At 60.8% G+C, this 23,853-nt stretch carries 18 protein-coding genes; 6 read left to right on the top strand and 12 right to left on the bottom strand.

What is annotated here, in order from left to right:
• Positions 1 to 50: 50 nt before the first annotated feature.
• From U5768_RS12210 to U5768_RS12230, 5 genes are all read left to right on the top strand, one after another.
• Positions 51 to 1,262: an SGNH/GDSL hydrolase family protein gene (locus U5768_RS12210; protein ID WP_322030653.1), complete on the top strand. Its 1,212-nt coding sequence runs from the start codon at positions 51 to 53 to the stop codon at positions 1,260 to 1,262.
• Between the two features lie 48 nt (positions 1,263 to 1,310).
• Positions 1,311 to 2,297 (top strand): cupin-like domain-containing protein, encoded by a 987-nt coding sequence (locus tag U5768_RS12215; RefSeq protein ID WP_322030654.1) that lies wholly within the window; start codon positions 1,311 to 1,313, stop codon positions 2,295 to 2,297.
• Between the two features lie 143 nt (positions 2,298 to 2,440).
• Positions 2,441 to 3,439, top strand: coding sequence for a glycosyltransferase family 2 protein (locus U5768_RS12220; protein WP_415913887.1), 999 nt, complete (start codon positions 2,441 to 2,443; stop codon positions 3,437 to 3,439).
• Complete coding sequence (locus tag U5768_RS12225) at positions 3,432 to 3,890, top strand: GtrA family protein (protein WP_322030655.1); 459 nt, start codon at positions 3,432 to 3,434, stop codon at positions 3,888 to 3,890. The genes U5768_RS12220 and U5768_RS12225 overlap by 8 nt, the downstream gene beginning before the upstream one ends.
• Positions 3,891 to 4,641: 751 nt before the next feature.
• Positions 4,642 to 6,396, top strand: coding sequence for a hypothetical protein (locus tag U5768_RS12230; protein WP_322030656.1), 1,755 nt, complete (start codon positions 4,642 to 4,644; stop codon positions 6,394 to 6,396).
• Between the two features lie 90 nt (positions 6,397 to 6,486).
• Here the strand turns inward: U5768_RS12230 and U5768_RS12235 are convergent, their stop codons facing one another.
• From U5768_RS12235 to U5768_RS12290, 12 genes are all read right to left on the bottom strand, one after another.
• A complete protein-coding gene (locus tag U5768_RS12235; RefSeq protein ID WP_322030657.1) occupies positions 6,487 to 7,563 on the bottom strand; it encodes a glycosyltransferase in 1,077 nt (358 codons plus the stop codon).
• A gap of 33 nt (positions 7,564 to 7,596) precedes the next feature.
• On the bottom strand, positions 7,597 to 8,703 hold the full coding sequence (locus tag U5768_RS12240) for a glycosyltransferase family 1 protein (RefSeq protein WP_322030658.1): 1,107 nt from the start codon (positions 8,701 to 8,703) through the stop codon (positions 7,597 to 7,599).
• Positions 8,704 to 8,833: 130 nt separating this feature from the next.
• Entirely contained in the window at positions 8,834 to 9,904 is a 1,071-nt protein-coding gene (locus U5768_RS12245) for an acyltransferase (RefSeq protein ID WP_322030841.1), read from the bottom strand.
• A 43-nt stretch (positions 9,905 to 9,947) separates the two neighbouring features.
• Positions 9,948 to 10,844 carry a glycosyltransferase family 2 protein gene (locus U5768_RS12250; protein ID WP_322030659.1) on the bottom strand — a complete coding sequence of 299 codons (897 nt, stop codon included), beginning with the start codon at positions 10,842 to 10,844 and terminating at the stop codon, positions 9,948 to 9,950.
• Positions 10,845 to 10,980: 136 nt separating this feature from the next.
• A complete protein-coding gene (locus U5768_RS12255; RefSeq protein ID WP_322030660.1) occupies positions 10,981 to 12,279 on the bottom strand; it encodes an oligosaccharide flippase family protein in 1,299 nt (432 codons plus the stop codon).
• On the bottom strand, positions 12,272 to 13,672 hold the full coding sequence (locus tag U5768_RS12260; protein ID WP_322030661.1) for a hypothetical protein: 1,401 nt from the start codon (positions 13,670 to 13,672) through the stop codon (positions 12,272 to 12,274). Before U5768_RS12260 ends, U5768_RS12255 begins: the two co-directional genes overlap by 8 nt.
• Before the next feature lie 65 nt (positions 13,673 to 13,737).
• Complete coding sequence (locus U5768_RS12265; RefSeq protein WP_322030662.1) at positions 13,738 to 14,955, bottom strand: glycosyltransferase family 4 protein; 1,218 nt, start codon at positions 14,953 to 14,955, stop codon at positions 13,738 to 13,740.
• A complete protein-coding gene (locus U5768_RS12270; RefSeq protein WP_322030663.1) occupies positions 14,943 to 16,049 on the bottom strand; it encodes a glycosyltransferase family 1 protein in 1,107 nt (368 codons plus the stop codon). The genes U5768_RS12265 and U5768_RS12270 overlap by 13 nt, the downstream gene beginning before the upstream one ends.
• A gap of 227 nt (positions 16,050 to 16,276) precedes the next feature.
• A complete protein-coding gene (locus U5768_RS12275) occupies positions 16,277 to 17,101 on the bottom strand; it encodes a methyltransferase, TIGR04325 family (RefSeq protein ID WP_322030664.1) in 825 nt (274 codons plus the stop codon).
• 78 nt (positions 17,102 to 17,179) lie between these two features.
• Positions 17,180 to 19,420: a GNVR domain-containing protein gene (locus tag U5768_RS12280; RefSeq protein WP_322030665.1), complete on the bottom strand. Its 2,241-nt coding sequence runs from the start codon at positions 19,418 to 19,420 to the stop codon at positions 17,180 to 17,182.
• Between the two features lie 61 nt (positions 19,421 to 19,481).
• A complete protein-coding gene (locus tag U5768_RS12285) occupies positions 19,482 to 20,684 on the bottom strand; it encodes a polysaccharide biosynthesis/export family protein (RefSeq protein ID WP_415913888.1) in 1,203 nt (400 codons plus the stop codon).
• A 101-nt stretch (positions 20,685 to 20,785) separates the two neighbouring features.
• Entirely contained in the window at positions 20,786 to 21,892 is a 1,107-nt protein-coding gene (locus tag U5768_RS12290) for a sugar transferase (protein WP_322030666.1), read from the bottom strand.
• 525 nt (positions 21,893 to 22,417) lie between these two features.
• Here U5768_RS12290 and U5768_RS12295 point away from each other — a divergent pair.
• Positions 22,418 to 23,767 (top strand): calcium-binding protein, encoded by a 1,350-nt coding sequence (locus tag U5768_RS12295; RefSeq protein ID WP_322030667.1) that lies wholly within the window; start codon positions 22,418 to 22,420, stop codon positions 23,765 to 23,767.
• Positions 23,768 to 23,853 lie beyond the last annotated feature (86 nt).

Consider the following 23,853-nt stretch of genomic DNA (forward strand, 5'->3'; position numbering starts at 1 on the left):
ACCGAGGCGTCCCAATGCATTTCGACGCATCCCCATAGGGTAGATGGCCTATGTCCCGTTCGCGCACGATAGTGCTGGTCGCGCTTTTCGGCGCGTTGTCCGTCACCGGCCTTTTTGTCAGGCTGGCTGTTCCTGGCCTCTTTCGTCGTGCGCCCGTCGCCGTCGCCAACGCGTCGGAGCCGCCCTCTGGAAAGGTGCGCCTCGCCGTGCTTGGCGACTCGGACAGCCAGTCCTACCACGACCCGATCACGCTGGGCGACCCGCGCGCGCGAGGCGGCAAATGGCGTGCGACCACCTGGCAGTGGACCGAGGTGCTCGCCCAGTTGCGGGGCGACGAAATCGACCAGGGCAAATGGGGCGTGTGGGGCACCGGGAAGGTTCGCGCCATTGCCGGGGAAGCCTTCGGCGCACTCGCCCGCACACCGCCCAAGGAAGACTACCGCTACAACTTCGCGATTAGCGGCGCGACCTGCGACGAACTCATGGGGCACTCGCAGCGCCAGGCGATTCGTCTCGTCGACCTGATGAATACGGAACGCGAGGCATGGCGCGGCGGCATCGTGTTCATCCGGATCAGCGCGAACGATCTCGGCAGCCACGAGTTTCTGGATCAGTTGGCCCGCCACCCGGCCGCGCCGCACCCCATGGCCGCAATCAATTCCTGCATCAAAGCCGTTGACCAGACCGTCGCATTGATCCGCAAATTCCACCCGGCGACCTATATCGTGCTCTCGGCGGTAGGCAGCAACGCGGATTGGTCGGGCGAATTCGACAGTTGGCATTCCGCGAAAGAGATCGCCAATATCGACGCCGGCATCGATCGCTTCAACATAGGCTTGCGCGCGCTCGCCGCGACGGACCGCCATATCTACGTGATGGAAGATGGCGAGTGGTTCAAAAGCCTGTGGGGCCATCGTGACGATCATGGCCTTCCGAACTACAAAACGGTGCATCTGGGGCCGGGCTGGGCCATTACCAATACCTCCGGCGACGATCCGCACAACGCAGTCCTTGCCGACACGCACGCGGGCGTGGTCTGGAATACGCTTTGGGCCCAGCACTTCGTCGCTTCGCTGAACGCCGCTTTCGGACTGCACATCACACCGATCACGGACGCCGAGGTCATCGACTTTTTGAGGCCAAGCTTCCGCGCCGCCGGCACCCCTTCGGCAGCCATCCGCGAACCGGTCAAAGATGCCGACCCCTATCGGGTAAACGCCCAAACTGACCTGGATGTTCGTCAGCGCACATCTGGCCCATAGTCGCGATAGTAGCCTGCAAGCACTACCCTCTAACCCGCGAGGTGTGCCATGTCTGCGACTAGCAATGGTGCGGTGTTGGCCGATGCAATGCCCCAATTCACCTCAGACGAAAAAATCCTGCACGCTTGCAATCAGGAATTCAAAAGCAACTTCAATCTGCATCCATTCAAATTCAACCATCTCTTGCATGAAAACGGCCTGTTCGAGATTCCGAGGATCGCCGAAGTCGCTCAGCGGATGCTTGAAAAGAACGGCAACGTCCGCGCGATCAACTTCAAGAATAGTTCGCTGGAATCCAGGTTCAGCGCCATGCCGCATAGCACGCAGTTGAAAGAGGCGTTTGCGAGCGTTCACGAAAACGGCTCATGGATCAAGCTCACTCAGGCGCAACTTTACGACGCGGACTATGCCCGTGTCCTCGACTCGATTACCACCGAGCTGGAGGCGTTGTCCGGTTATCCGCTGCGCAGCGACATCACCCTCGTGACGATGACATTACTGGTCTCCTCGCCGAATATCTCGACGCCCTTCCATATCGATCACGAAACCAATTTCCTTTTCCAGTTGCGGGGTTCAAAAGACGTTTGCCTTTTCCCCGCCACCGACCGCGAGCTGGTGCCGGACCAGGAAGTGGAGCGTTATTACGCCGGCAACTTCGAGGCCGCGCGTTATCGCCGTCAATTGCAGAGTCGCGGCACGATCTTCCGGCTCAACCCGGGCGAGGTGGTGCATCACCCGCCATTGGCGCCGCATTGGGTCAAGAACGGCGACAACATTTCGGTGAGTATCAGCATCAACTACTGCATGAAGTCGCTCGAGCAACGCGCGAGGGTTTATCAGGCCAACTACGTTTTGCGCATGATGGGGCTCAAGCCGTTGCCGCCCGGTGTTTCACCGTTGCGCGACAGCTTGAAAAGAAAGGTCATCTCGACGCTGGAACACCGCCATCCCAAAACGTTCGCGGAAGTCGTTCACTCGCCGGTGACCCGGTTGAAGTCCCCGCTCAACGCGGTTCGGCGGCTCGTCAAACGCTGAACGCTCGCGGTCGAATCGTTACGTCAGTTTGACAACCGCGGCATCTGCGCGAGGTAATCATGGACTATATCGGCCGCCCTCACTTTCTGGCTCCGGAGCCGCTCCTGAGGGAAACGTCAATCTCGCCGGCAGGCGTGCGCGAAATGACTGTGCGATCCAGTCCTTCGGTTGCGGAGATTCCGTTGGTTGAAGAACCCAGCCTGCTCTCGCTCGTCGTGCCGTTCTATAACGAAGAAGAGATGATCGGCGCCTTCTTCAGCACGGTCATTCCCATACTCGAATCGATCGATGGAACCGAATTCGAAATCGTCTGCGTGAACGACGGCAGCCGCGACGAAACGCTGCGCATGCTGATCGGCATGTCGAAGGAGGACAGCCGCATTCGCGTTATCGACCTGACACGCAATTTCGGCAAAGAGGCCGCGCTTTCGGCCGGGCTCGACGAAGCGCGCGGCGCCATTGTGATTCCTTTCGACGCGGATTTGCAGGACCCGCCGAAAATCATTCCGGTCCTGGTTGAGAAATGGCGCGAGGGCCACGACGTCGTCGTCGCCAAACGCGTGAACCGGCTCACGGACTCCTTCCTCAAGCGTCAGACGGCGGCGATTTTCTATCGCATCCACAACGCAATGTGCGACACGAAAATCCCCGAAAACGTGGGGGATTTTCGATTGATCACGCGGGAGGTCGTCGATGCGCTCAAGCAGCTTCCCGAGACGCGCCGCTTCATGAAGGGCCTCTTTGCGTGGGTGGGCTACCGGACAGCGGTCGTCGAGTATGTGCGCGAGCCTCGCCTTGCGGGCAGGTCGAAGTTTTCCGGCTGGAAACTGTGGAACTTCGCGCTGGAAGGCTTCACGAGTTTCAGCACGCTGCCGCTGCGCGTATGGACTTATGTCGGCAGCTTCGTGGCGTTTGGCGCAATACTGTATGCGTCGTTCCTTATTGTGCGGACCCTGATTCAAGGCATCGCCGTACCGGGTTACGCGTCGTTGATCTCGGCCGTTCTCCTGCTCGGCGGGGTTCAGTTGATCGGAATCGGCGTACTCGGCGAATATATCGGCCGCATTTACTACGAATCGAAAAAGCGCCCCGTGTACCTGATCCGCACCCGCTATCAGTCCGCAGGCTCGAACGATGTCTGAACTGCGCGCCGCACGAAGGTTCGTAATCTATGCTGGCGTCGGTGCAATCGGGACCGGCGCGCAGTATGCAATCCTCATTGCGATGGTTCACTCGGGCTTTGCCTCTGCGGCAGTCAGTTCCATGGCCGGGGCGACGGTCGGTGCAATCGTCAACTACTGCCTTAACCGCCAGATCACGTTCCGAAGCAACAGCAACCCTCTTTCGACCGCACCGAAGTTCGCCATCATCGCGTTGCTCGGCGTACTGGCGAACGGCGTATGCATGAAGTTCCTCACGGCAATTCCTGGGTTGAACTATCTGATTGCCCAACTGATTACGACCGCGCTCGTTCTGGGCTTGACCTATCTGCTCAATTCGAAGTGGACGTTCAACGAGCACGCGCGTCGACTGCATGCATCCGAAACTCCCGTCTTCAATGTCGCTTCCCCGGACGACTCAGCGTCCTCCTGAGCACCGCGACGCAATTGCACCGGGCGAACGCGGCGCGAGTGTGACAGGTGGCAAAGCGGCCCAACGCGGCGACGCTTCGTGGCGCTGCATTGTCCTGCGCTGGCCGCACGGCCGATGCTCGACCCGGGCCGCTGCTTAATCCGGTACGGCCACATCCCGGCGGCAGCGCGCGCCGGGGCGAGCGGAAAGCCAGCCGCGTGCTCGTGCGCCCCGCCCCGGCAAGCCGCCCAGACGATTACCGGGAGAACGACGAGCGCGACCAGCAGATCGACCACGGGTTGACGAAGCGTCGACCATGGCATGAAGAACAGGCCGAAAACCAACGCAACGATAAGGACTGCCGAAAGCGATCCGCGCCTGCGCACAGGTCGATGAAACCGGTATTGCAACAGACCGGCGGGAAACGCGTAGCCGAGCCGGGCAAAACCTACATAAAAAGCCGAAATCCCCGGTCGCAGGGTTCCGACAACCGGCGCCATGCGTGAAAGCGCAGGTGAATCAGCGTTGCTCGATCGAAGCCGCGTTGTCCAACGCACAGAGGGGCCGGCACTCGCCCGCTACATTCGTCGCGTGAGTTGTCTGCACGGACGCGCGATGCGTGCGGACCTCAAGTGACAGCCGGAACGACGTCGAACGAGGAGTCATACCTCGGCTGAGATTTGGCGTTAATGGCTCATTTTGCTGACCGGACCACAGGGCGGTTAACTCCCTTATCTATTGATCTTCTGGCTGCGAGCGCGGAGGTGCTTTCATGACAATAAAATGGCCGCCCGGGAATACACATCTCGTCCTTTCCTGGTTCGTCATCGGCGTACTCGGAATCGTCGAAGGCATTTACGGTCGCACGCAATATTACGGCGACTGGATTTCCTATCTCAATGTGAGCTGGGCCGTCACGCATGTCGACTGGCGAGAAATCTTCAACCCCTTCTGGAATCCGGGATATCCCGCCGTCGTTGCGGCGGCGCGCGCGCTGGCGCCGCCGACTCCAGAGGGAGAATGGTATGCGATCACAATCGCGAACTGGCTCGTCTATCTGGTCGCGTACGCATCCTGGCGCGGTCTGATCAAAAATGCGCTCGCGCTGTATTCGCCCGGCTCGCTTGCACTGATCCAGCATCCCTTTACGATCTGGATCGGCGTTTGCGTTTTTCTCGGCGCCTGCCTCGGGCTCGACACGGTTTCGGCCGTGTGTCCGGACATGCTCGTGACCATAGGCTTCCTCCTTGGTTCGAGTCTGCTCCTGGCCCTGCTCCGTCGTCGGGACGTGTTATCCGCGATCTTGCTCGGTCTGGTGCTCGGTGTCGGTGTCTGGGTGAAGGGGGTATTCACGCCGTTTGCCTGCCTGTTCCTTCTCACGCTTTTCATCTATTGCTGTGCGCGCGGCCGCCTGTGGCGACCCTTTGGTGTGACGGCGGGCGTTTTCGGTATTTTCTTTGCCGCCTATATCGCCGGAATCTCCTGGTCCTATGGGGAATTCACGCTTGGTGCCTCAGGCGCCCTGAATGTCCCCTGGCATGTGAACGAGCTGCCGCATCTGACCAACTGGCAAGGCGGCCCGGCACAGTTCGGCCGGCCGATCCATCCGACCAGTCAGCTTGTAGCGGGCTTGCCGGCATTCGGCTTCGGGAAACCTTTCCACACGACTTACCCTCCTTATAACGATGTCGCCTATTGGTACAAAGGCTTTCGGTCGTTCTTCAGTCCGAGGCTCGAAGTTATTGCAATGGGCCGGTCACTGTGGAGCCTCCAGCAGATACTCCGGCAACACCCGAGCGTGCTCGCGGTCGTGGCAGCTTTCCTGGCGTGCCTCGCCAGGCGGCCATGGCGAATGGCGCTGGTCAAAACGATGACCCGGATGTGGCCGTTGCTGTTGCCGACTGCTGCGGGCTTTGGCACGTATTTCGTGGTTCACGTCGAAGATCGCTATCTCAGCGCATTTGTCATGGTCATGGCGCTGCTGTCCTGTGCGCCATTGCTGGACGCGAAGCTACCTGCGCGCCGCGCGCTCACCATCGCTTTCGCCATAATCTATGGTGCAGGTGCCCTCGGCGAACTTGTGCTTACCGATGCGTCTTCGTTCCATGCGGCGCTTCGTCGTGCGGACTTTCACGACGACCCGCGATGGCAGCTCGCGAATGCGCTGACTGCCTCAGGGCTGCAACCGGGCGACGCGGTGGCTGTTATCCGGGACAGTGCGCCTGCCGTCAGGGTTAGCTGGGCCTATGTGTCGCGCCTGCGCATCGTCGCCGAGTTTGGCGGTCTCCCATATCGTATCGAGCCCGAAGACCGTAATCGCTTCGATCGCAAAGACGAAGCGCTTTGGCCGGACTACAGCGAAATATTCTGGACCCAGCTTTCGCCGCAACAGCGCGAACAGGTGATGGAGGCGTTCTCTCGAAGCGGCGCACGCGCTGTCGTGTCGCTTTCGATGCCGGGCGTTGCGCCCGGCCCCGGCTGGATACGCCTGAACGGGACGCCTGCGTGGCTTTACAAGTTTGATTGATTCAACCCCGGTCTGGCGGGACCGGGGGCGGTGCGCGATTCGCGCCGCCAATCTCGCGCATCCGGCGCGATGCACATACGATCCAGCGACTCAGCCGAACTTCTCGACCAGCTCTCGCCACCTCGCGAGGATCGGTTCGCGCGCAAAGGTCTGAAGGTGGGCGCGCGCCTCGGAAATTCGCCGGATACGCTCGTCGCCCGGCATCTCGGCCAGCGAACGCATACCGTATGCGATGGATTCCCGGGAAAGCGGATCGGCGCGCAGCATGGCGTCCCCTCCCACTTCCGTCAAAATGCTCGCGCGGGAAACGAGGCACGGCAAATCATGCTCTATCGCCTCGATCACCGGCATTCCGAATCCTTCCAGCAAACTCATCAACACGAAACCGGATGCATTGCGGTAGAGCCAGCGAAGCTCATCGTCTTTCGTGTACCCCGGCATCACGATACCCGCCGATTGCCTGGCGAGTTCGATGGCAACGTCCGCACCAGGCTCGCGCCCTCCGACAACGACGTACTGCCACCCTTTCTCGGCCAGCCCGCTTGCCGAGAACGCCTCGATACAACGCGCCTGGTTCTTGCGGTCGCCGATACTTCCCACCGTCAATAGAAAACGAGGCGAAACGCCATTCACCGGACGCCCTTCCCCTTCCTTGACGCCCAGACGCGTCGGAATATAGATGACGTTCGACGACGCAAAGTCGTTCCCGTACAGCTCGTGAAATTCGCGCTGGGAAGTCTTGCTGACGAATACCATGTGAGGCTTCACTTTCCGGATCTCTTCATACGCCCGAACGTATAAATCTTCCACGCCCTGCGCGAAATACTGGGGATGCGTGATCGGACCTACATCGTGGCAAAGCACGATGTCCCGCGGTTCCAGGCGATGGCGCACGACGCTCAGCGGGTCGAGATGCAGCGTAGGATGCGGATCGCGGATGACCGGCAAAAGCGAAACCAGCCGCGAGCTATTGACTCTCGCAATGGTTTCCTTGTGGGTCAGCCGGCCCGCGATACGGCGCATCAAATCATTGCGCGGAAACTCGTGGAATCGCCCATAGTGGACCCTCTCGACCCTCCCACCGAGCGTCGCGAGAATATCCTTGCCCAGAAATAGCTTGCCGGTTCGATCATTGAGCGCCAATGAGAAGTCGACATCTATAGACATTGCTTGCCCCTAATATCGCTTTCTTTAATGAAGTCAGCCGTTCACGGCTTTCACGGTCTCGCACAGGTCGCGCGCCGCGCGCTTCCATGTAAAGCTGCTGGCCTGCCGGTGTCCGGCGCATATCAGGGATTGGCGCACTGCTTCGTCGTCGAGCACAGCAAGAATATTCAATCGCCATGCATCCGGGCTAAGCGGGTCCGCATAAAGCGCCGCTTTTCCGCACACTTCGGGCAGCGCGCCCAGGGGCGCGGCCACCACCGGACAGCCCAGCGCCATCGCCTCCAGCGGCGGCAAACCAAACCCTTCGGTAAGCGAAGGAAAAGCAAGCGCGCCAGCGTTGGCCAGCAATCCAACGAGTTCCGCGTCGGTAATACGGCCCGTAAATCGCACGTTGGGCGGCACGGCATGCCCGAGACGCTCGAAATCCTCCCGCGTCGCGCCGCCGAACAGCACGAGTTGCACGTTTCTCAACTGTTCGCCCGAAAAGGCCTTGAGCAGCATGCCGATGTTCTTGTGCTTCTGCGTATTCGCAAGTGCAACGACATAGCGCCTCGGCTCGAGGTCCAATACCGCAATTTGCCTGTCGTCGGGACGAATCTGCAGGACGTGATCGCAGCCGTTGTGCACGACGACGATCTTGTCGGCGCGCGCCACGCCATAGCGCACGAGTTCGCTTTTCGAATACTCGGAAACGGTGAAGATGATCCTGTGCCGCTTCCCAATGAAAAAGAAAAGGAATTTGTACCAGAGCCGAAAAGACAGCGAATACGATTCGGGCGCGGAATACACTTGAGCGTCGTGTATCAACGTTGCCGAATTGCGGTGCAGCAGCGGCCCGAGATTGCAGAGATTGAGAATGAAGTCCTTTCTGCCCGCCACGGGCAGATAAAACTGTTCCCACACGATCTTGTGCATCCTGCGAGCCCACCGGCTCTCGCGAACGCAGGAAATATGGCGATAGGACGGCACCTGCACACCCTCTCTCGCGACGACGGCGTAATCCATGCCGTTCGCGGCTTGCCCTGCGATCAAGGCGTCGGTCGCCGCGATGAGCTGCTCGGCAACCTTGTGCACGCCCGTCGGCCCTGCTCCGAAGAACTTGCCGTTGAACGCTATCGTTTTCGACGCGATCCTTTCCATACCCTTCCCGTGCATGCAAGCATCGACCCTTCTCAAATGAAGTCCCGCAACGCCGTTTCTCCAGACGTTATGCTATCGGCATGTCAAGCGCCGCACTGCTGGTTACCGCACGCAAACACAGTGCGTCGGCTCAAACAGGCGTATCGGCCGCCGCACCGTCGAGAATCGGTTTGGCGGTCGTCCGGCCAAATCGGGAGACGAGAAAATGGCGCAGCGGCGTATCGACGAAACGCATGATGAGATAGCTCGCCAGCAGGATCAGAGGGACGAACAACGCGGCCTCGATAAGCGGATCCTTCCGTTGCATCAGCTCTTGATAAGTTCCGTTGAGCCAGACGAACAGCGGGTAATGCAACGCATACACCGGATAGGACAGCTCGCCCAAAACAAGCGCGACGGTCCGTACAGGCCCGGCGAGCACAACCGAGGAGCCGCCGAGAATCAACAACGGCATGACAGCGGCCGCCCACAGCCACTGGACGATGAAGGGAATCTGACCATTCCATGCCATGATCGTCACCGTCGCGAGGCATGCCGGCAGGAACAGCGATTTCCAGATCTTCAGCGAGAGCAGCCCGTATTTCACATCGCCGTGATAAAGCAGGACGCCCAGATAATAAGCGCCGAATACGCGCGGAAAGCCCGAGAGGAAAGTCTGTGGCGTATCGCCTCCCATGCCTGACACCGCGGTCAGCGCATAGCCCGCGAGCGCCACGACGAGTGCGAACTTCATGCCGTCGAACCGGCGCGTGAGCATCCAGAAGAGGTTGACAACCAGTTCGAGAAATAGCGTGTATTCGGGGCCGTTGAGCGGAAACACCTGCGGACCGCCAATGGCGTGCGGAGCGCCAAAGCTCGGGATGCACGACAGACCGAGCAGCGTTGCAGCCGCAAGCCATCCCGGATGAATATCGGCGTCGTGCAGCAGTACCACCCTCGCCGCCAGATACGATGCACTCAGCAAGGTGCCGATGGCGATCATCGGCATCAGCCGTATAAGCCGGATGCGCGCGAAGAGCGCACCGCTCATCCCTCTTTCGAACCGGCCGCGATAGGCCACGCACAGCACGTAACCCGAGAGACCGAAAAAGAAGTCGACGGCAATGCCCGCGTTGGGCGCCAGCCACGGAATTCCAAGCCAGTGATTGAGATGAAAAAGCAGGACCGATATGGCTGCGATGCCACGCAGGCAATCGGGCACGGCCAAATGGGAATGTTTATTCATCACAATTGCCTGGCAGCTTCTAGAATGTCTCAGGTCGCTCTGGCGTCAACCTTCCTCGCACGAAATCCCATAGCCCCATCAGATTGCCTACCAGACGCCCGCGCCGGTCGATCCATGGCTCCGGCGCCACGCTGCGCACAATATTGCTCACCACGTTGCGCATGACATGATCGAGCGCGGGGCGCAGAGGCATCGTCCGCTTCTTCACCAGATAGAGCGGATTGATCACCTGTGAATAGCCGAGTTTGCATCCGGACACTCTGCCGCGCTTGACTCCCAGGTGTACGCCAATTGCCGTATTGATCCGGACAACCAGGCTACCGCGATTCCATATCTGCCCGCCGAAATCGCGATCTTCCTGCCAGCCATACAGGACGAGGCGCTCATCGAAGCGAAGGCCCGCGATACTGCTGGCGCGAAATGCCATATTGCATCCGTAGGGGCCGCCCGTCTGCGCCACGATCATCGTTTCCGGGAGATCGCCTGCCTGGGCCACGATGGCGCGCCCTTCTTCGAAGGAATAGCCGGGCCCATGAATGCCGTCGGCAATGACTGTTCCGGTAACGCATGCTATGGCGGGATCGCTCCCGAATGCCTTGAGCACTTCCGAAATCCACGCACCATGCATCAGAAAGTCGTCGTCGAGAAAAATCACGATGTCGATGTCGCCGGGCACATGGTTCAGCGCGTGGTTGCGTTGCGCCGTAAGTCCTGGCTTTCCTTTAAGCACCATCAGTCCGGGCCCGCCCGGCAGATCGCCGACGTCCTCATCGGATACGCACGACACGATAATCAGGTCGGGCCTGACCGTTTGCAGATCGACAAAGCCAACGACATGCTCAAGAATCTCCGCGCGGCCACGCGTGGCGAAGATCAGGCAGATTTTTGGTGCTTTACTCAAGGAAGGCTGGCTCATTTGCGTCACCTTGGTTATCCGCGAACTGACGCGCGAATCCATCGCGCGCCACGTCGACCGCTGCAGGATGCTTCGGCACACGGTACGCGCAAGCCGGCCATTGCACCGCCGCCTGTCGCACGCACCGTGGCGACGGTTATTCGAGCCATCTACTGAATCTCGTCTGCCACGAAAACCCTTCACCGGTACCGAGAATGTCCCGGATCAATCCCGCGCGCCAGCTACCGACGACCAGCATGGCCAGCAACGAGCCCTCCGCCAGCAATCGCGCCAACACCATGCCCGTGGCTCCCCAATAGCCTGCAAAGGGAATGGCCGCAGCCAGATTCACCAGTGCGCTAGTCACCCCGCTCAGGGCGAGCAACTTCTCGAGTTTTCGGGGGATCAGGAAATACATGCTCAACACCCGCGTACAAACGGCAAGTGGCATAACGAGCACCATGATCTTGAGAATGGGGACCGCATGAACGAATTCCCGTCCGAACAGCAGCGGGACGAGCCGTTCCGAAAGCAATGTCGTGAGGATCACGCCGGCTACCGAACCAAAGAAGAAAATGGCGAATGTCCGTCGAGCGAGCAGATTGGCTCGCGCCTCGTTGCGGGTAACCAGATACATGATTTTCGGCGCCAGAATTTGCGACGCGGGCGCCATGATGCTCAGCCCGGCTGAGACCAGGCGCTCAGAGAGACCGAAGGCGCTCACCTCCGAGGGCGAGGCCAACACCGACAAGATATAGGTGGACGAGACGAGCACCAATACCGCCGTCCCCCCGTAGATGAAGATCGTGGCCGATCGCTTGATCAGATCGATGGCTGCACGCAGCGGCGCAATGAACCCGGTGTGCTCCTTTCGAACAAGCCAATAGGCGAGCACCGTCTGCGCCAGATTGGAAGCAAATATCACGGGGAAAACACGGTCGATATCCGCCGGCTTTCGAATGAACGTAAATAGCAGCGTGAGCGAAAGCATGAGCCCCAGCATTTCGATCATCACGCTCGTGCGCGGGCGGCCTGTGCTGGTGAAATACCAGCCCAGGTTAAAAGCGTTCAGCAGCCCTCCGACCACGACAAAAAAACTCACACCGGGAACACCGGAAATGATCTCCGACCTTGACGCCGCAAGTCCGCCGATGATCAAACCCGGAATGCACAACAGCAGCCGGGCCGTGAACTGATCGCGAAAAATCGAATCGCGTTCGCTAATGTTTTCGGTATGGACGATATCCCGTCCACCGATGGTGGAAAAACCGAAGTCGGTGCAAAGCCAGATCGTGCTGGACAACGACATCCCCGCCAGCACCACGGCGTAGCCGTTGGAACCCAGCACTCTCCCGTAATAAGGAACCAGAATGAGCGGGTAGATGTACCGCACAACATACGAGAAATAAACCGCTAGCAATTCGATCTTTGATAGCGACGCGTGAACTTTATTCATGAGCCCCCCTGATAGCCCACCCTCTGCGCGCGGACGCACGTCGCGGCACACGCGACGAAAGCGCGCCTGCTGCAGCCGCAAATATGTAGAAACAAGTACCGAGTTCGAACACGCTGAGCGACGCCGACGCTACGATCAGCGTCGAAATCATGGCGTGACGCGCCGCATAGCAGACAGCTCGCTCGGTGAACGAATAATGGGCAGGCACCGGCAACAGCAGCGACTTCCCGAGGAACATCCCATAGCACACCACCCCCACGACACCCAGGCTTCCCACCAGCACGACCAGAAAACTCGATGCACGAATGCTGCCCAGCCCAACGCCTATTCCGTACGTATCGAAGAAGTTGGTGATACCTTGAGCATTCCATCCCATCCGCTCGACGCCTGAGTCGCTCCCCGCCTTGCTCAGGACCGCTGCGTCTACGAAATCACTGAGCACGTTCACCACCCCCGGCAGAAAGACGATCACGTAGAGCACGCCCAGCAGACCAACGCACGACGAGATAACCCACATGCGCTGTTTGCGTACGATCGCGCTACGCGAAATGACGCCGGGCCGGCTCACCAGCAGGACAAGCTGATACACACCCAGTCCGACATACGCCGTTCCCGAAGTCGATAACAGCAGGAGGATTGCGGTCGCAATCGCAAGCGAACCGGCGATCTTCGGACGCAAGCCGACGAGCCAGAGATTCAGACAAAAGACAAAGAGCGGCAGCGTAAAGGCCGAAAACCCGGAAGTTTCGCTGAACGTACCGCTGATGCGGACCAGGCCGCCCATTTCCTCGCCCGTCAAATCGGCGAACTGCGCCGTCTTGACCACCGAGAGCATGTCGATGCCCGCAGCGTGTGAAACGATATCGATTACGCCGGCAAGCACGTCGAGCGCGGCGAGCAAAAAGATGGCGTTCGCGAGCGTCCGGTACACACCACGATATTTCAGGAACACGAACATGGAGCAATACACCACCACGTCGCTAATACAATAAATCGTCTGGGACAGATTGCCGGAGACCGGCCGGAGCGGCTGCAAAAAAATGTACTGACTGCTGCGATCGACGGGAAACACGAGTGTCGCGCCACCCAGCAAGCGCGGCAGCAGGATGGCTCCCGCAACAGCCCACAGACATGTGCAGAGCAGCCAGAAACCGGGTTTTTCCTGCGTGAGCGCCTCAGCAAGCCCCTTGCCGCCTGAGAGATTGAATGCCCTGAGTGCGAAGAACGCGAGAAACAATTGTGCTGGCAAAATGCCGATGCCGGCCAGATTAAGCGCGAGCGTGCATCCAAACAGCGAAAACGCCGCCATGGCGTAAATCACACCGCGATGCGACGCGTAAAGCGCCGCCAGCCCGGTGACGAATACGAAGACTCCAAATATCGTCAGTTCCACTTTGCTGAAACCCCCATCCGTTCATCCGGCATTCGCGCGCGAACGGTTCTCGTTATTTCGCCAGCTCAGGCCGAGTGCCAGCGCCGCACCACGGGCGGCGTGTCGGCGGGCACTTTGTCGGCATCCATCGCGCGTTCCACAACACTGAGGAACTCTTGCTTGAATCGATCTCTTGTAAAGCGCATGGCATTGCGGCGGCAGACTTCCGCTTTGAGCGGGGGTTGCCGCTCGAAGCGCTCCACCGCATCGACTATCGATTCCACGCTCTGCTCGCTGAAGAACAACCCCGTGCCGCGCTCGGGGTCCGGCGAATCCACCACGATCTCGCGCGACCCGCCGCGACCCAGCGCGATGACCGGAGTGCCACAGGCTTGTGCCTCCACCACCGAAATGCCGAAGTCTTCTTCTGCGGCGACGACGAACGCCCGCGCGCGCTGCATGTAGTCGACCAGCACCTCGTCGGGCTGATAGCCGAGCAACGTCACATTGGGCGTGGCGCAAGCCTTCACGCGCGCAAATTCGGCGCCGTCGCCGATCACCACGAGACGCCGCGACGGCATCGCGGCGAATGCCTCGACGATGAGCGGTATCCGCTTGTACGGCACCATGCGCGAAGCAATCAAATAGAAGTCTTCGTGCTGCTCGCCCAATTCGAATCGCTCCACATCGACCGGCGGGTAGACCACCGTGGCGTCGCTCCCGTAAGCCTTGCGAATGCGTCGCCCAACAAAAGCGGAATTGGCCACAAAGGCATCCACGCCATGCGCCGTGCGCTGATCCCAGATACGCATGTAGTGAAGCAACGCCCGCACGATCCAGCTTTTCATGCCGCGCTGCAGCCCTGCTTCGCACAGGTATTGATGCTGCAGATCCCACGCATACCGGATAGGCGAGTGCACGTAACTGACGTGCACCTGGTGCGGCCCGGTCAAAATGCCCTTGGCCACCGCATGGCTCGAGGAAATCACGAGATCGTAGGACGAAAGGTCGAATTGCTCGATCGCCAGCGGCATAAGCGGCAGATACGTGCGAAACGATTTGCGCGCTCGTGGCAAATGCTGAATGAACGAGGTCGTGGCGTGTCGACCGCCCAGCACGCCTCGCAGCGACTCGGGGAAAAAGTCCACGACGCTGTAAAGATCGGCCTGGGGAAAGAGCTGAAGTATCTGCTCCACCACCTTCTCCGATCCCGCATACGTAACAAGCCATTCATGCACGAGCGCGACACGGCCGAACCGGCGCGGATCGTTGGCGAGACTGGATGCAAGCGTTACATTAGCCACGGCGAGATCTCCTCGATCAACCTGGTGGCGGTGGCTTGCCAGGTAAGTTCAGCGGTCCGCGCGCGGCCCCGGGTACGCAAGCCTTCCCGCAATGCGGCGTCGCTCGTGATTCGCTCGAGCAGGCTCGCCAGCTCCGCGGGATCGTCCGGGGACGTGTAGAGCACGGCGTCGCTGCATGCCTCCTGGACAGCCGGCAGCCGCGAAGCAATCACCGGGCAGCCCAGCGCCAGCGCTTCGACCGGCGGCAACCCGAAGCCCTCGTAGCGTGACGGATAAACGAAGCACGCTGCACGCCGATAGAGCGCAGCGAGTTCACCGTCGCTCACGTACCCGAGATGCTTGACGAACGCGGGCAACGCGTCCTGGCCCGTTCCGTATACGCGGGCGTCCCCTCCACCCACCACGACGATATCGAACTGCGCCTCGCGAATGAGGCGCGCGGCGTCGGCCACGAGCTGAAAATTCTTGTGACGGTTCAGGCTTCCCACTGCAAGCACGAAGGGACGTTCGTCGGGCGCCGCTTCCGCCGTGGCGCTCGCATCCTGTTGCACGCGCAACATATGCTCGCCGCTCTCTGGCACGACGCCGATCTTCTCCGCCGGAATCCGGTAGGCGTCGCACAGTTCGCGCCGCGAGAATTCGGACACCGTAATGACACGCTGCGATATACGGCCCAGGCGCGGCGCCATCAGCCGGTACCAGGCCACGAAGGCGCGGCTGTAGCTGTCTGGCACGCGCGCCGGCGCAGCATCGTGCAGCACCGTAATTTGACGGCGATACATCAGCGGCCCGGAGTTGCAGAGATTGAGCAGTAGCCGGCCGCTTGCCGCTTGTGGCAATGCGAGTTGCTCCCAGCGCAGACCGCCGCCCTTTCCGCTCGCGCGCAGGCCGACGTGCCGGAACGGATTCGGCAGGGCGGCCAGCGCTTCGGGCACGACGATCTCAGTGCGCAATCCGGCGACGCGCGGATCGCGCAGTTCGATCAACTGGTCGAGCGCGCGGATCGTCTCGAACGCAAAGCGATCGACACCCGTCGCGCGGCGGCCGAGGAAGCGGCCATTGATCATGAGATTCGGGGCATGCACGTTTTTCATCGCTGGGTCCAGAGCGTCGCTCACGGCTGGATTTGCCAAGCCGCGACATGCAATTTGTATGTATTGCAGTGTGGCCCGTCTTTGATCCGGCGAATGTTCGCCGTCGCTCATGCCGCTCCAACTCACGCATCCCGAACCGGTTTTAAGCAATCGAAGGCGAATAGGGCAGGCACGCGCGTCGTGGTGCGGCCAGCGGCTGTCGGAGAAGGAATTGGGTGAATCCGGATCTACCGGAGTTCAAGCCATAGGCCCGTAAAGGCACCCACGCTGGAGGAAGGCCGATCCAGCACCGGAACCCGGAAATCGGGCGACTCCCATTCGCCGACCACCTGGTAGCCCAAACGCCCGAAATCAGCAATGAGTTTCGAGCGGTTGTAGAGCATGCAAGCGACACGAATGTGGCCGCCATCCTGAACAACCGCGAAGTCCTGTCCCTCTGTGAGCGGAGTTCGGTTAATCAGTACGTATTGGGGAAGCCGCCCGACGTGCGAGAGCAGCTCCGGCACTGACTTGTCGAAATAGTGAAGGGATCCGCTGGCAACGAACAAGTCCGCGCCGTCGATCTGCCGGAAGTCATCGGTAAACTGGAGATTCGTTATATTCCTGCTGCTTGCGAGCGCTTCTCCGCGCGCAATCGTTTCCGGCAAGTCATAGACTATCCAGCGTATGTCCGTTCTCAGAGGCACGTAATTTCTATAGCAATAGAAAAGATTGCCGACATTCCCGCCCAGATCAAATACCTTTTGAATGTGAAGCACGCGATCCCGCAGGTAATAAAACGCGGCGTAGTCGCTCAATCTGACCGAAAAGCCGATATGCAGGTCGACGTTTGCGGTACTTTCGTGGCCGCCTTTCCCGTATGGCTTGACTGCCCTCTCGGCCTCACCGAGTGTACGGAAACTACGCCGATATCCCAGCATCAATCCCAGTGTCGCGGCTCCGACCCGCGTGCTTCCCGTTGCTTCTATCAGCCGGCAACCATAGCCGCTCTTGCCGAGGGCCCGGAGGATTTTCGCCGTCGTGACGATTTGCATGTCGCGTAGAGTGTTCATATCTCGCATCCGGAGGTTCGGACACGACATTGATATTCGCTAGCACGGTCATCAAATCAACGCTGCCGGCGATACCCGCTATTCGGCCCCTGCTCTCCCCGCCTCCTTGGCAAAGCCATAGCTCGAATAGCCATATGCCGCGTACTCGTTGCCATAGCGTCCCGGCCGCGCGGTCATGTCGTTGAAGATCACGCCGTGAATCGGTACGCCAACCTGCTCGAAACGACGAACCGACTCGCGCAGGTCGGCCACGCTTGTCGCGCCCTGGCGCGCGATCACGAACACCGTGCCCGCCAGTTTCCCGATGATCCCGGCGTCGGCCACGGGCAGCACCGGGGGCGCGTCGATCAGCACGAGGTCGTAGGTCATGTTGGCCCAGGCCACGAAATTCTTGAAAGCGTCCTTTCGCAGCAGTTCGCTCGCATTCGTCACATAGCCGCCGGTCGCGACGAAGTCGACGCCCGGCATCACATCGCGGTTCACCACGTGCTCGTAGCTTTGGCAGGGCTCGAAGATGTTCGTCACGCCCGGCATACCCGGCACCGCCATATGCAGGTTCAGCGACCCGCGCCGCAAATCCGCGTCGATCAGGAGCACACGCTTGCCCGATGCGCCGAACACGGCCGCGAGATTGACCGAGACGAACGACTTGCCGACCATCGGCGTGGGGCCCGCCAGCAGCACCACGCGGTTGTCCGCATCCTCGAGCTTGTGTTCGAGCGCGCTACGGAAGCTGCGCAGACTCTCCACCGCGGGATCGAACACGGCCGTATGGGCGAGCACCGTATTCGTGCCCGGCGCGCCATGCGGCAGGCGGCGCGTAAGCCCATGCTGGATGCGGCTGCGCGGCACGGCGGCAAAGACGGCGAGCCCCGTTCCCGCTTCGATCTCGTCCACGACCGAGACACCGCGATTGAGCTTGCGACGAAGCAGCACGAGCGCCGCGCCGGCAAACAAGCCCGTAAACACCGCTGCAACCACGGCGACCGCGCGCTTGGGCCGGATGGGCCACTCGGGCGGCACCGCCGCATCGATCATGCGCACATTCGATACACGGCCGGCCTTGAGCAGACGCAGTTGCTCGCGGCTATTCAGAAGGTTCGTGTAGATGTTCGTGTCGACCGTCACTTCCCGCTGCAGGCGCACGAGCTGCTGCTCCACCGGCGGCAGCGCGCGGGTCTGGTCGGCCAGGTGTTCCAGCGACTTCTGGGCTTCGGCCAGTTGCCCGTTTACCGCGACGAGAGCGGGATTGTCGTCGGTAAAACGCGCCTCCAGTTGCGCGCGCTGCTGGTGCAGATCGGAGATACGTTGCTGCGCCAGCGCCGAACTCTGCAACAGCGCCGACGCTTCGGCGCCCAGGTTCACCGCGCCGTGATCCGAGCGGAACGAGTTGTACTCGTTCTCGGCCTTTTCGAGCTGGGCCTTGAGCACCGGCAGTTGCTGATCGAGAAAGGCAATCTGCTTTTGCGCCTCTTCCTGGGTGCGCTGGGCGTTCTGCCGGATGTATTCGTTGCCGATCGCATTGAGAATGGTGCTGGTGAGAACCGGGTCTTCGCCATCGAGCGAAACGCCGATAACGTCGGATTCCTTACCTTTTTCCGTAATGGCGATGGAGTTCTGCAACGACTGGATCGCACTCAGTTCGGACAGGCGCATCACATTGAATATCGTGCCCGGCCGTCCGGCGATCCGGTTCACGAGGAGGTCGATGGTGCCGCCCACGGTCGGCGCATGCAGCGTTTCACCCACGCGCCCTTCGAGCGTGAGGCCGCCGCCCTCCAGGGTGTAGGCGCCGTTGCCCCGGTAGGTGAGGACGAACGGTCTGCCTTGCAGCCGGGCCGGCACGTCGAATTGCGTCACGTCGATCGCTTCGTCGCCCCACGCGTAACCGCCCCATCCCAACCAGTTGCCGAGGTTCAGATGGCGTGCGGCCCAGCGGCCCACCACGGGGAAATACCGCGGCGTCGCCTTGATATACAGCTTCGTCGCATCCACGGCGGAGGAAACGACCATCCGCGAGCGCAATACCTCCATTTCCGCCGACGCCTGCGTCTTCACCGCGAACTGGGACAGATCGGCTAGCGCCGATTTCGCGGCATTCGGGCTCTCTTCGACCTGGATGAGCATGTCCGACTGATAGACGGGCGAAGCGAGCAGCGCATAGACGCAGCCCACAAGCGTAAAGAGAATCGTGACGAGCAGGATCGTCTTGCGGCCCGAATACAGCGTATCCAGCAGATTGCCCATATGCCCGCCATCGGGGGCGATCGGCATGACTGTCTCCACAGTCCCTTCGAGCAGATAGTCGCGGTTATTCATCGTGTTTCCCCGAAAAGGTCGACCGGCGCGGTTCGTATGGTCTATATCGTTCATGTGCGCATCAGTATCCAATCGCGCGGCTGGCTGCCGCGGCCTGGGTCGTCGGCAAAATCAGGCTGATGACACGACTCCACTTCACGAGAGAAGACGTATCGACGAATACGACGTCGTTGGGCTTGAGGTCGAACGAATCGGCCGTGGCCATCGCGGCGGCACTGCTGGCGTCGAGATGGAACACCACCGGCTGGCTGGTGTCGCGTCCGCGCACGACGTACACCTGCGATGCATCGCCCGACGACTGGCTGATCCCGCCCGCGTTGCCCAGCGCTTCGTTGAGCGTCATGTGGCCGTTGTTGAACGTCACGCCGCCGGGATGCTCGACTTCGCCCACGACGAAAACCTTGCTGTCGGTCGCTGCGAAAACACGCACGAGGTCGCCGTCGTCCAGAATGATCCGGTCCGGATTGAAGCCCTTGCGGATCATCGACGGCATGTCGATATCGACGGTCGTGTCGCCACGCGTGACCGAAACATGCGAGCGGTCGGCATTGGCAGTGAAGCCGCCTGCCCGGTTGATCGCCTCGGGCAACGTCATCGGCCGGTCGTTGAGCACCTGCACGCCAGGCGTTTTGACCTCGCCGTCGAGATACACGCGCTTGCTGCGGTACGACTGGATGCGCACGGTGATCTGCGGCTGACGCACGTATTTCGCGAGTTTGTCCGCGAGAATATCGCGCACGCCCATTTCCGAGAGACCCGCGACCTTCAGCGGGCCAATATAGGCGTACTGAATAAAGCCGTTGGTGTCGACGGTGTAGCCGGCCGAGACCGAGCTTGATGCGCCGTCGCCACCGCCGCCGGCGGCGGGAAGATTGAGTTCGGGGTGGTCCCAGACCACGATGGTGAGAATATCGCCGGGGCCGATTTGATACGGCGTGGCCTTGGCGAAGAGCTTTTCCACATCGGTGGGAATGCCCTTGGGCCGCTGCGCGATCTCCTTGTCCACCAGTTCGCGCGTGATCTCCACGAGCGATCCCGATGGCGCGCCGGAGAATCCCTTGGCGACCACGCTATCCGGCACCGAGGCGCCGGCCGGCGTCCCGCCGCCCGAGTTCGACGCCGTGTACGACATGCCCGGCGCGAGGGCGCAGCCGCTCATCGCAACGAGCGCCAGCCACGCCGCACACGCGGCCCCGCGGCGCAGCGCTCTCGCCACGCCGAATTTCTGCCCGAGACGCCCGGACGCAGCCTCGATAGATTCCATCGCGTTCAGTCCCATTGCAAATACCCCCAATCCCTTTACCCGTGTTCCAGGCCATGCCGTGTGGCCCGGATACCCGAAAAGAACAGCCGCTTCTGCGCCAGTCAATACGCGCCAGTACCGCGAATCACCACGAAAAACGTCTTGAACAGAATCCCGATGTCTTTACGGAAGGTCCAGTTCATCACATAGGCCACGTCGAGCGACACGCGCGTTGCGTAGTCGATATCGTTGCGCCCGCTCACCTGCCACAGACCGGTGATGCCGGGCGTCGCCATCAGGTAATACTTGCTGGCCTCGCCATAGCGCTCCAGTTCCTGGTCGATGATCGGACGCGGGCCGACGAAGCTCATCTGGCCGCGCAGCACGTTCCACAACTGCGGCAATTCGTCGAGACTCGTGCGCCGCAGGAAGTGGCCGATGCGCGTTACGCGCACGTCGTTCTTGAGCTTGAATTCACGCTCCCATTCGGCGCGGGCTTCGGGATCGTGTTCGAGCAGATCCTTGAGCACCTGCTCCGAATTCATCACCATCGACCTGAATTTGAGGCAGCGAAATTTCTTGCCGTGACGGCCTACACGCGTATGGCCGTATAACGCGGGACCATGATCGCGCTTGACCATCAACGCGATCACGACGAGCAGCGGCGAAAGGAGAACCATCGCACTGACTGCGGCGACGATATCGAACGCACGCTTCAGCGCATGCCCGATTACGGCGTCGCGAACCGTGCTGCGCGAATCCACTTCCAGCGCTTCCCGGCGCCACCAGGCACGGGTCAGTCGCAGTACGCTGAATTCCGAAAAGAACAGGGTGTGCGACGCGAGCAGCGAAATGCCCGTTGTCAGCGTCCAGTACATGAACCACGGCAGCGCCAGCAGGTGATCGTGATGAATCGAGTAAAGCAGTACGAGTCCGCAGAGCTGCACGGCAAGCCATGCGATCGCCGTGCGGCCCGCGACGCTGAAAAGCGACCGGCTGCCACGCGTGCCATAGGTTCCGCATGCGGGAAACACCGATAACGCGAGCGCGGCGCAGAACGCCACCAGAGTGGGATCGGGGTGATGCACCGCGGCCACCTGCGCGGAATTCAGATTCAGGTGCACCGCGCATATGGCGCCCAGCACGATCAGCACGACATCGACCGTGCGTTGCAGCACGACGTCGACCGTACGTTGCGTAAACTCTGACCGTTGCGTTAGCTCTGACATTTCCCTACCCCAGTGCGTGTCGTGTTCGTCAGACGTTCATGGTCTGGCGCGGTCGTCCGCCACCGGCGAACGCACGGATCTCCTTGTTTCGGGCGATCCCTATGTGCGCGACGCCCGCCCCGATAAGTCACGACAACACATTACGGCGGGGGCGACGCAGGAACCGTGCGCAACCCCACCAACGGTTTGTGATCGTCGCCGCCTCATGAGCCGAACCGCGCGCGAGCCGCTCCACAAGCCACGTGCGCACCTTGCGCTATGTGCGATAGCGCACATAGCGCAACGCTCCCGCGACAGGATCAGCCGATTAATATGAAGGAATCCTGAATGTTTACCCTGGGCGCCGCGGGATTCAGTGCGATTTTTATTATTCACTCGCGCCATCTGTGGTAAGCGGAATCTAATCTCCTGCGGAATACTTATCCGTTCGCCGTCGCACATAGGGCTGGGGCAACCACACGGCAAAATGACTTTCGAGTGCGCAGTAACCGGCAACCGGCAACCGTCTCAGGCGAGGAATATGGCGTGAAGGAATCCGTACCAGTCACCCCTGCTCCGCTTGCCGATTCCATCCGCCGGTTCGGCATGCGCGCCGTCGGTAGCTTCGCCGCGGCTGTCTGCGCGCTCGGATGCGTGTCGAGTGTGCACGCGAGCGGCGCCGTGCAGGCCATGCCGGCCGAGAACTTTCTCCAGACGCTCGCTGTCGTGACCCACGTGAGCTACACCGACGGCGCGTACGTCAACGTGCACAACGTCGCCGACGACATGGCCTGGCTCGGCATCCACCACGTTCGCGACTACGCGCCGGGCTCCTCCATTCCGTTCTCGAGTTACGTCTATCTCGCGCAGCGCGGCGTGAAATTCAACTTCCTGATGGGCGCGGACTTCGAAAAGCAGATCGGGCAGGTTGCGAAGTTGAATACCGAAGTGCCAGGCAGCGTCGCGGCCATCGAAGGGCCCAACGAACTCAACAACTTTCCCGTGGCTTACCAGGGGCTTACCGGCGCCGCAGCCGGGCTTGCCGTGCAACGCGACCTCTACGCACGCATACACGGCATGCCGGAACTTAAAGGAGTGCCCGTATACGACGCGACCGGCTTCGACCCCAAGTCGGTCGAGACGCGCGCCAATTCGGCGGATTACGCGAATCAGCACGTCTATCCGCAAAACGGCGAACAACCGCTTTGGAACGAAAACGGCGACAAGTGGATGCTTGCCGCCATTCACCTCGGCCAGCGGTTCCAGTTGCCGCTCGTCATCACCGAGTTCGGCTACTTCTCCTTGCCGCAGGCTGGCTGGTACATGCTCGGCGTGGACGAGCCGACACAGGCCAAGGGCGTTCTCAACGGTTATATGGACGCGGCGGCGGCGGGCGTAAAGCGCCTCTACGTGTATGAACTGCTAGACGAAAAACCCGATCCCACGCGCAAGAACGACGAAATGCATTACGGGCTCTTTCGCAACGACAACAGCCCCAAGCCCGTGGCCTACGCGATTCGCAATCTCACGTCGATCCTGAGCGCCAACGCCACGCGACGCGCAAACGCAGCGGCGCACACTACGCTCGCCTATACGCTTTCGGATATGCCGGTATCGGCAAACAGCCTGCTGCTGCAAAAGAAGGACGGACGCTTCGTGCTGGTGCTCTGGAACGAAACGCTCATCTGGAACCGGGCCACGGGCACCCCGCTCGCGAGCCCGCCCGCGCGCGTCGATCTCAGCTTTGGCGGAAAAGCAAAACGTGTCGACCTGTACGATCCGCTAGCTTCGGCGCAACCGTTCGAAAGCCATCGCGACCTGAGCCAGCTCACCGTGAACGTGCCCGATCACGTCATCCTGCTCGAGATCACACCGGCGGACACGCCGGGAACCTGAGCGCGCCGCCGGCCGCAGGAGGTTCCGCGCGGGCGGCGTGTCCGCCTTTGTATAATCGCGCATTCCTCCTTCCGGTCGCGGTTCCC

Source organism: Paraburkholderia sp. J76 (assembly GCF_905220295.1).
In the GTDB taxonomy this organism is placed as follows: domain Bacteria; phylum Pseudomonadota; class Gammaproteobacteria; order Burkholderiales; family Burkholderiaceae; genus Paraburkholderia.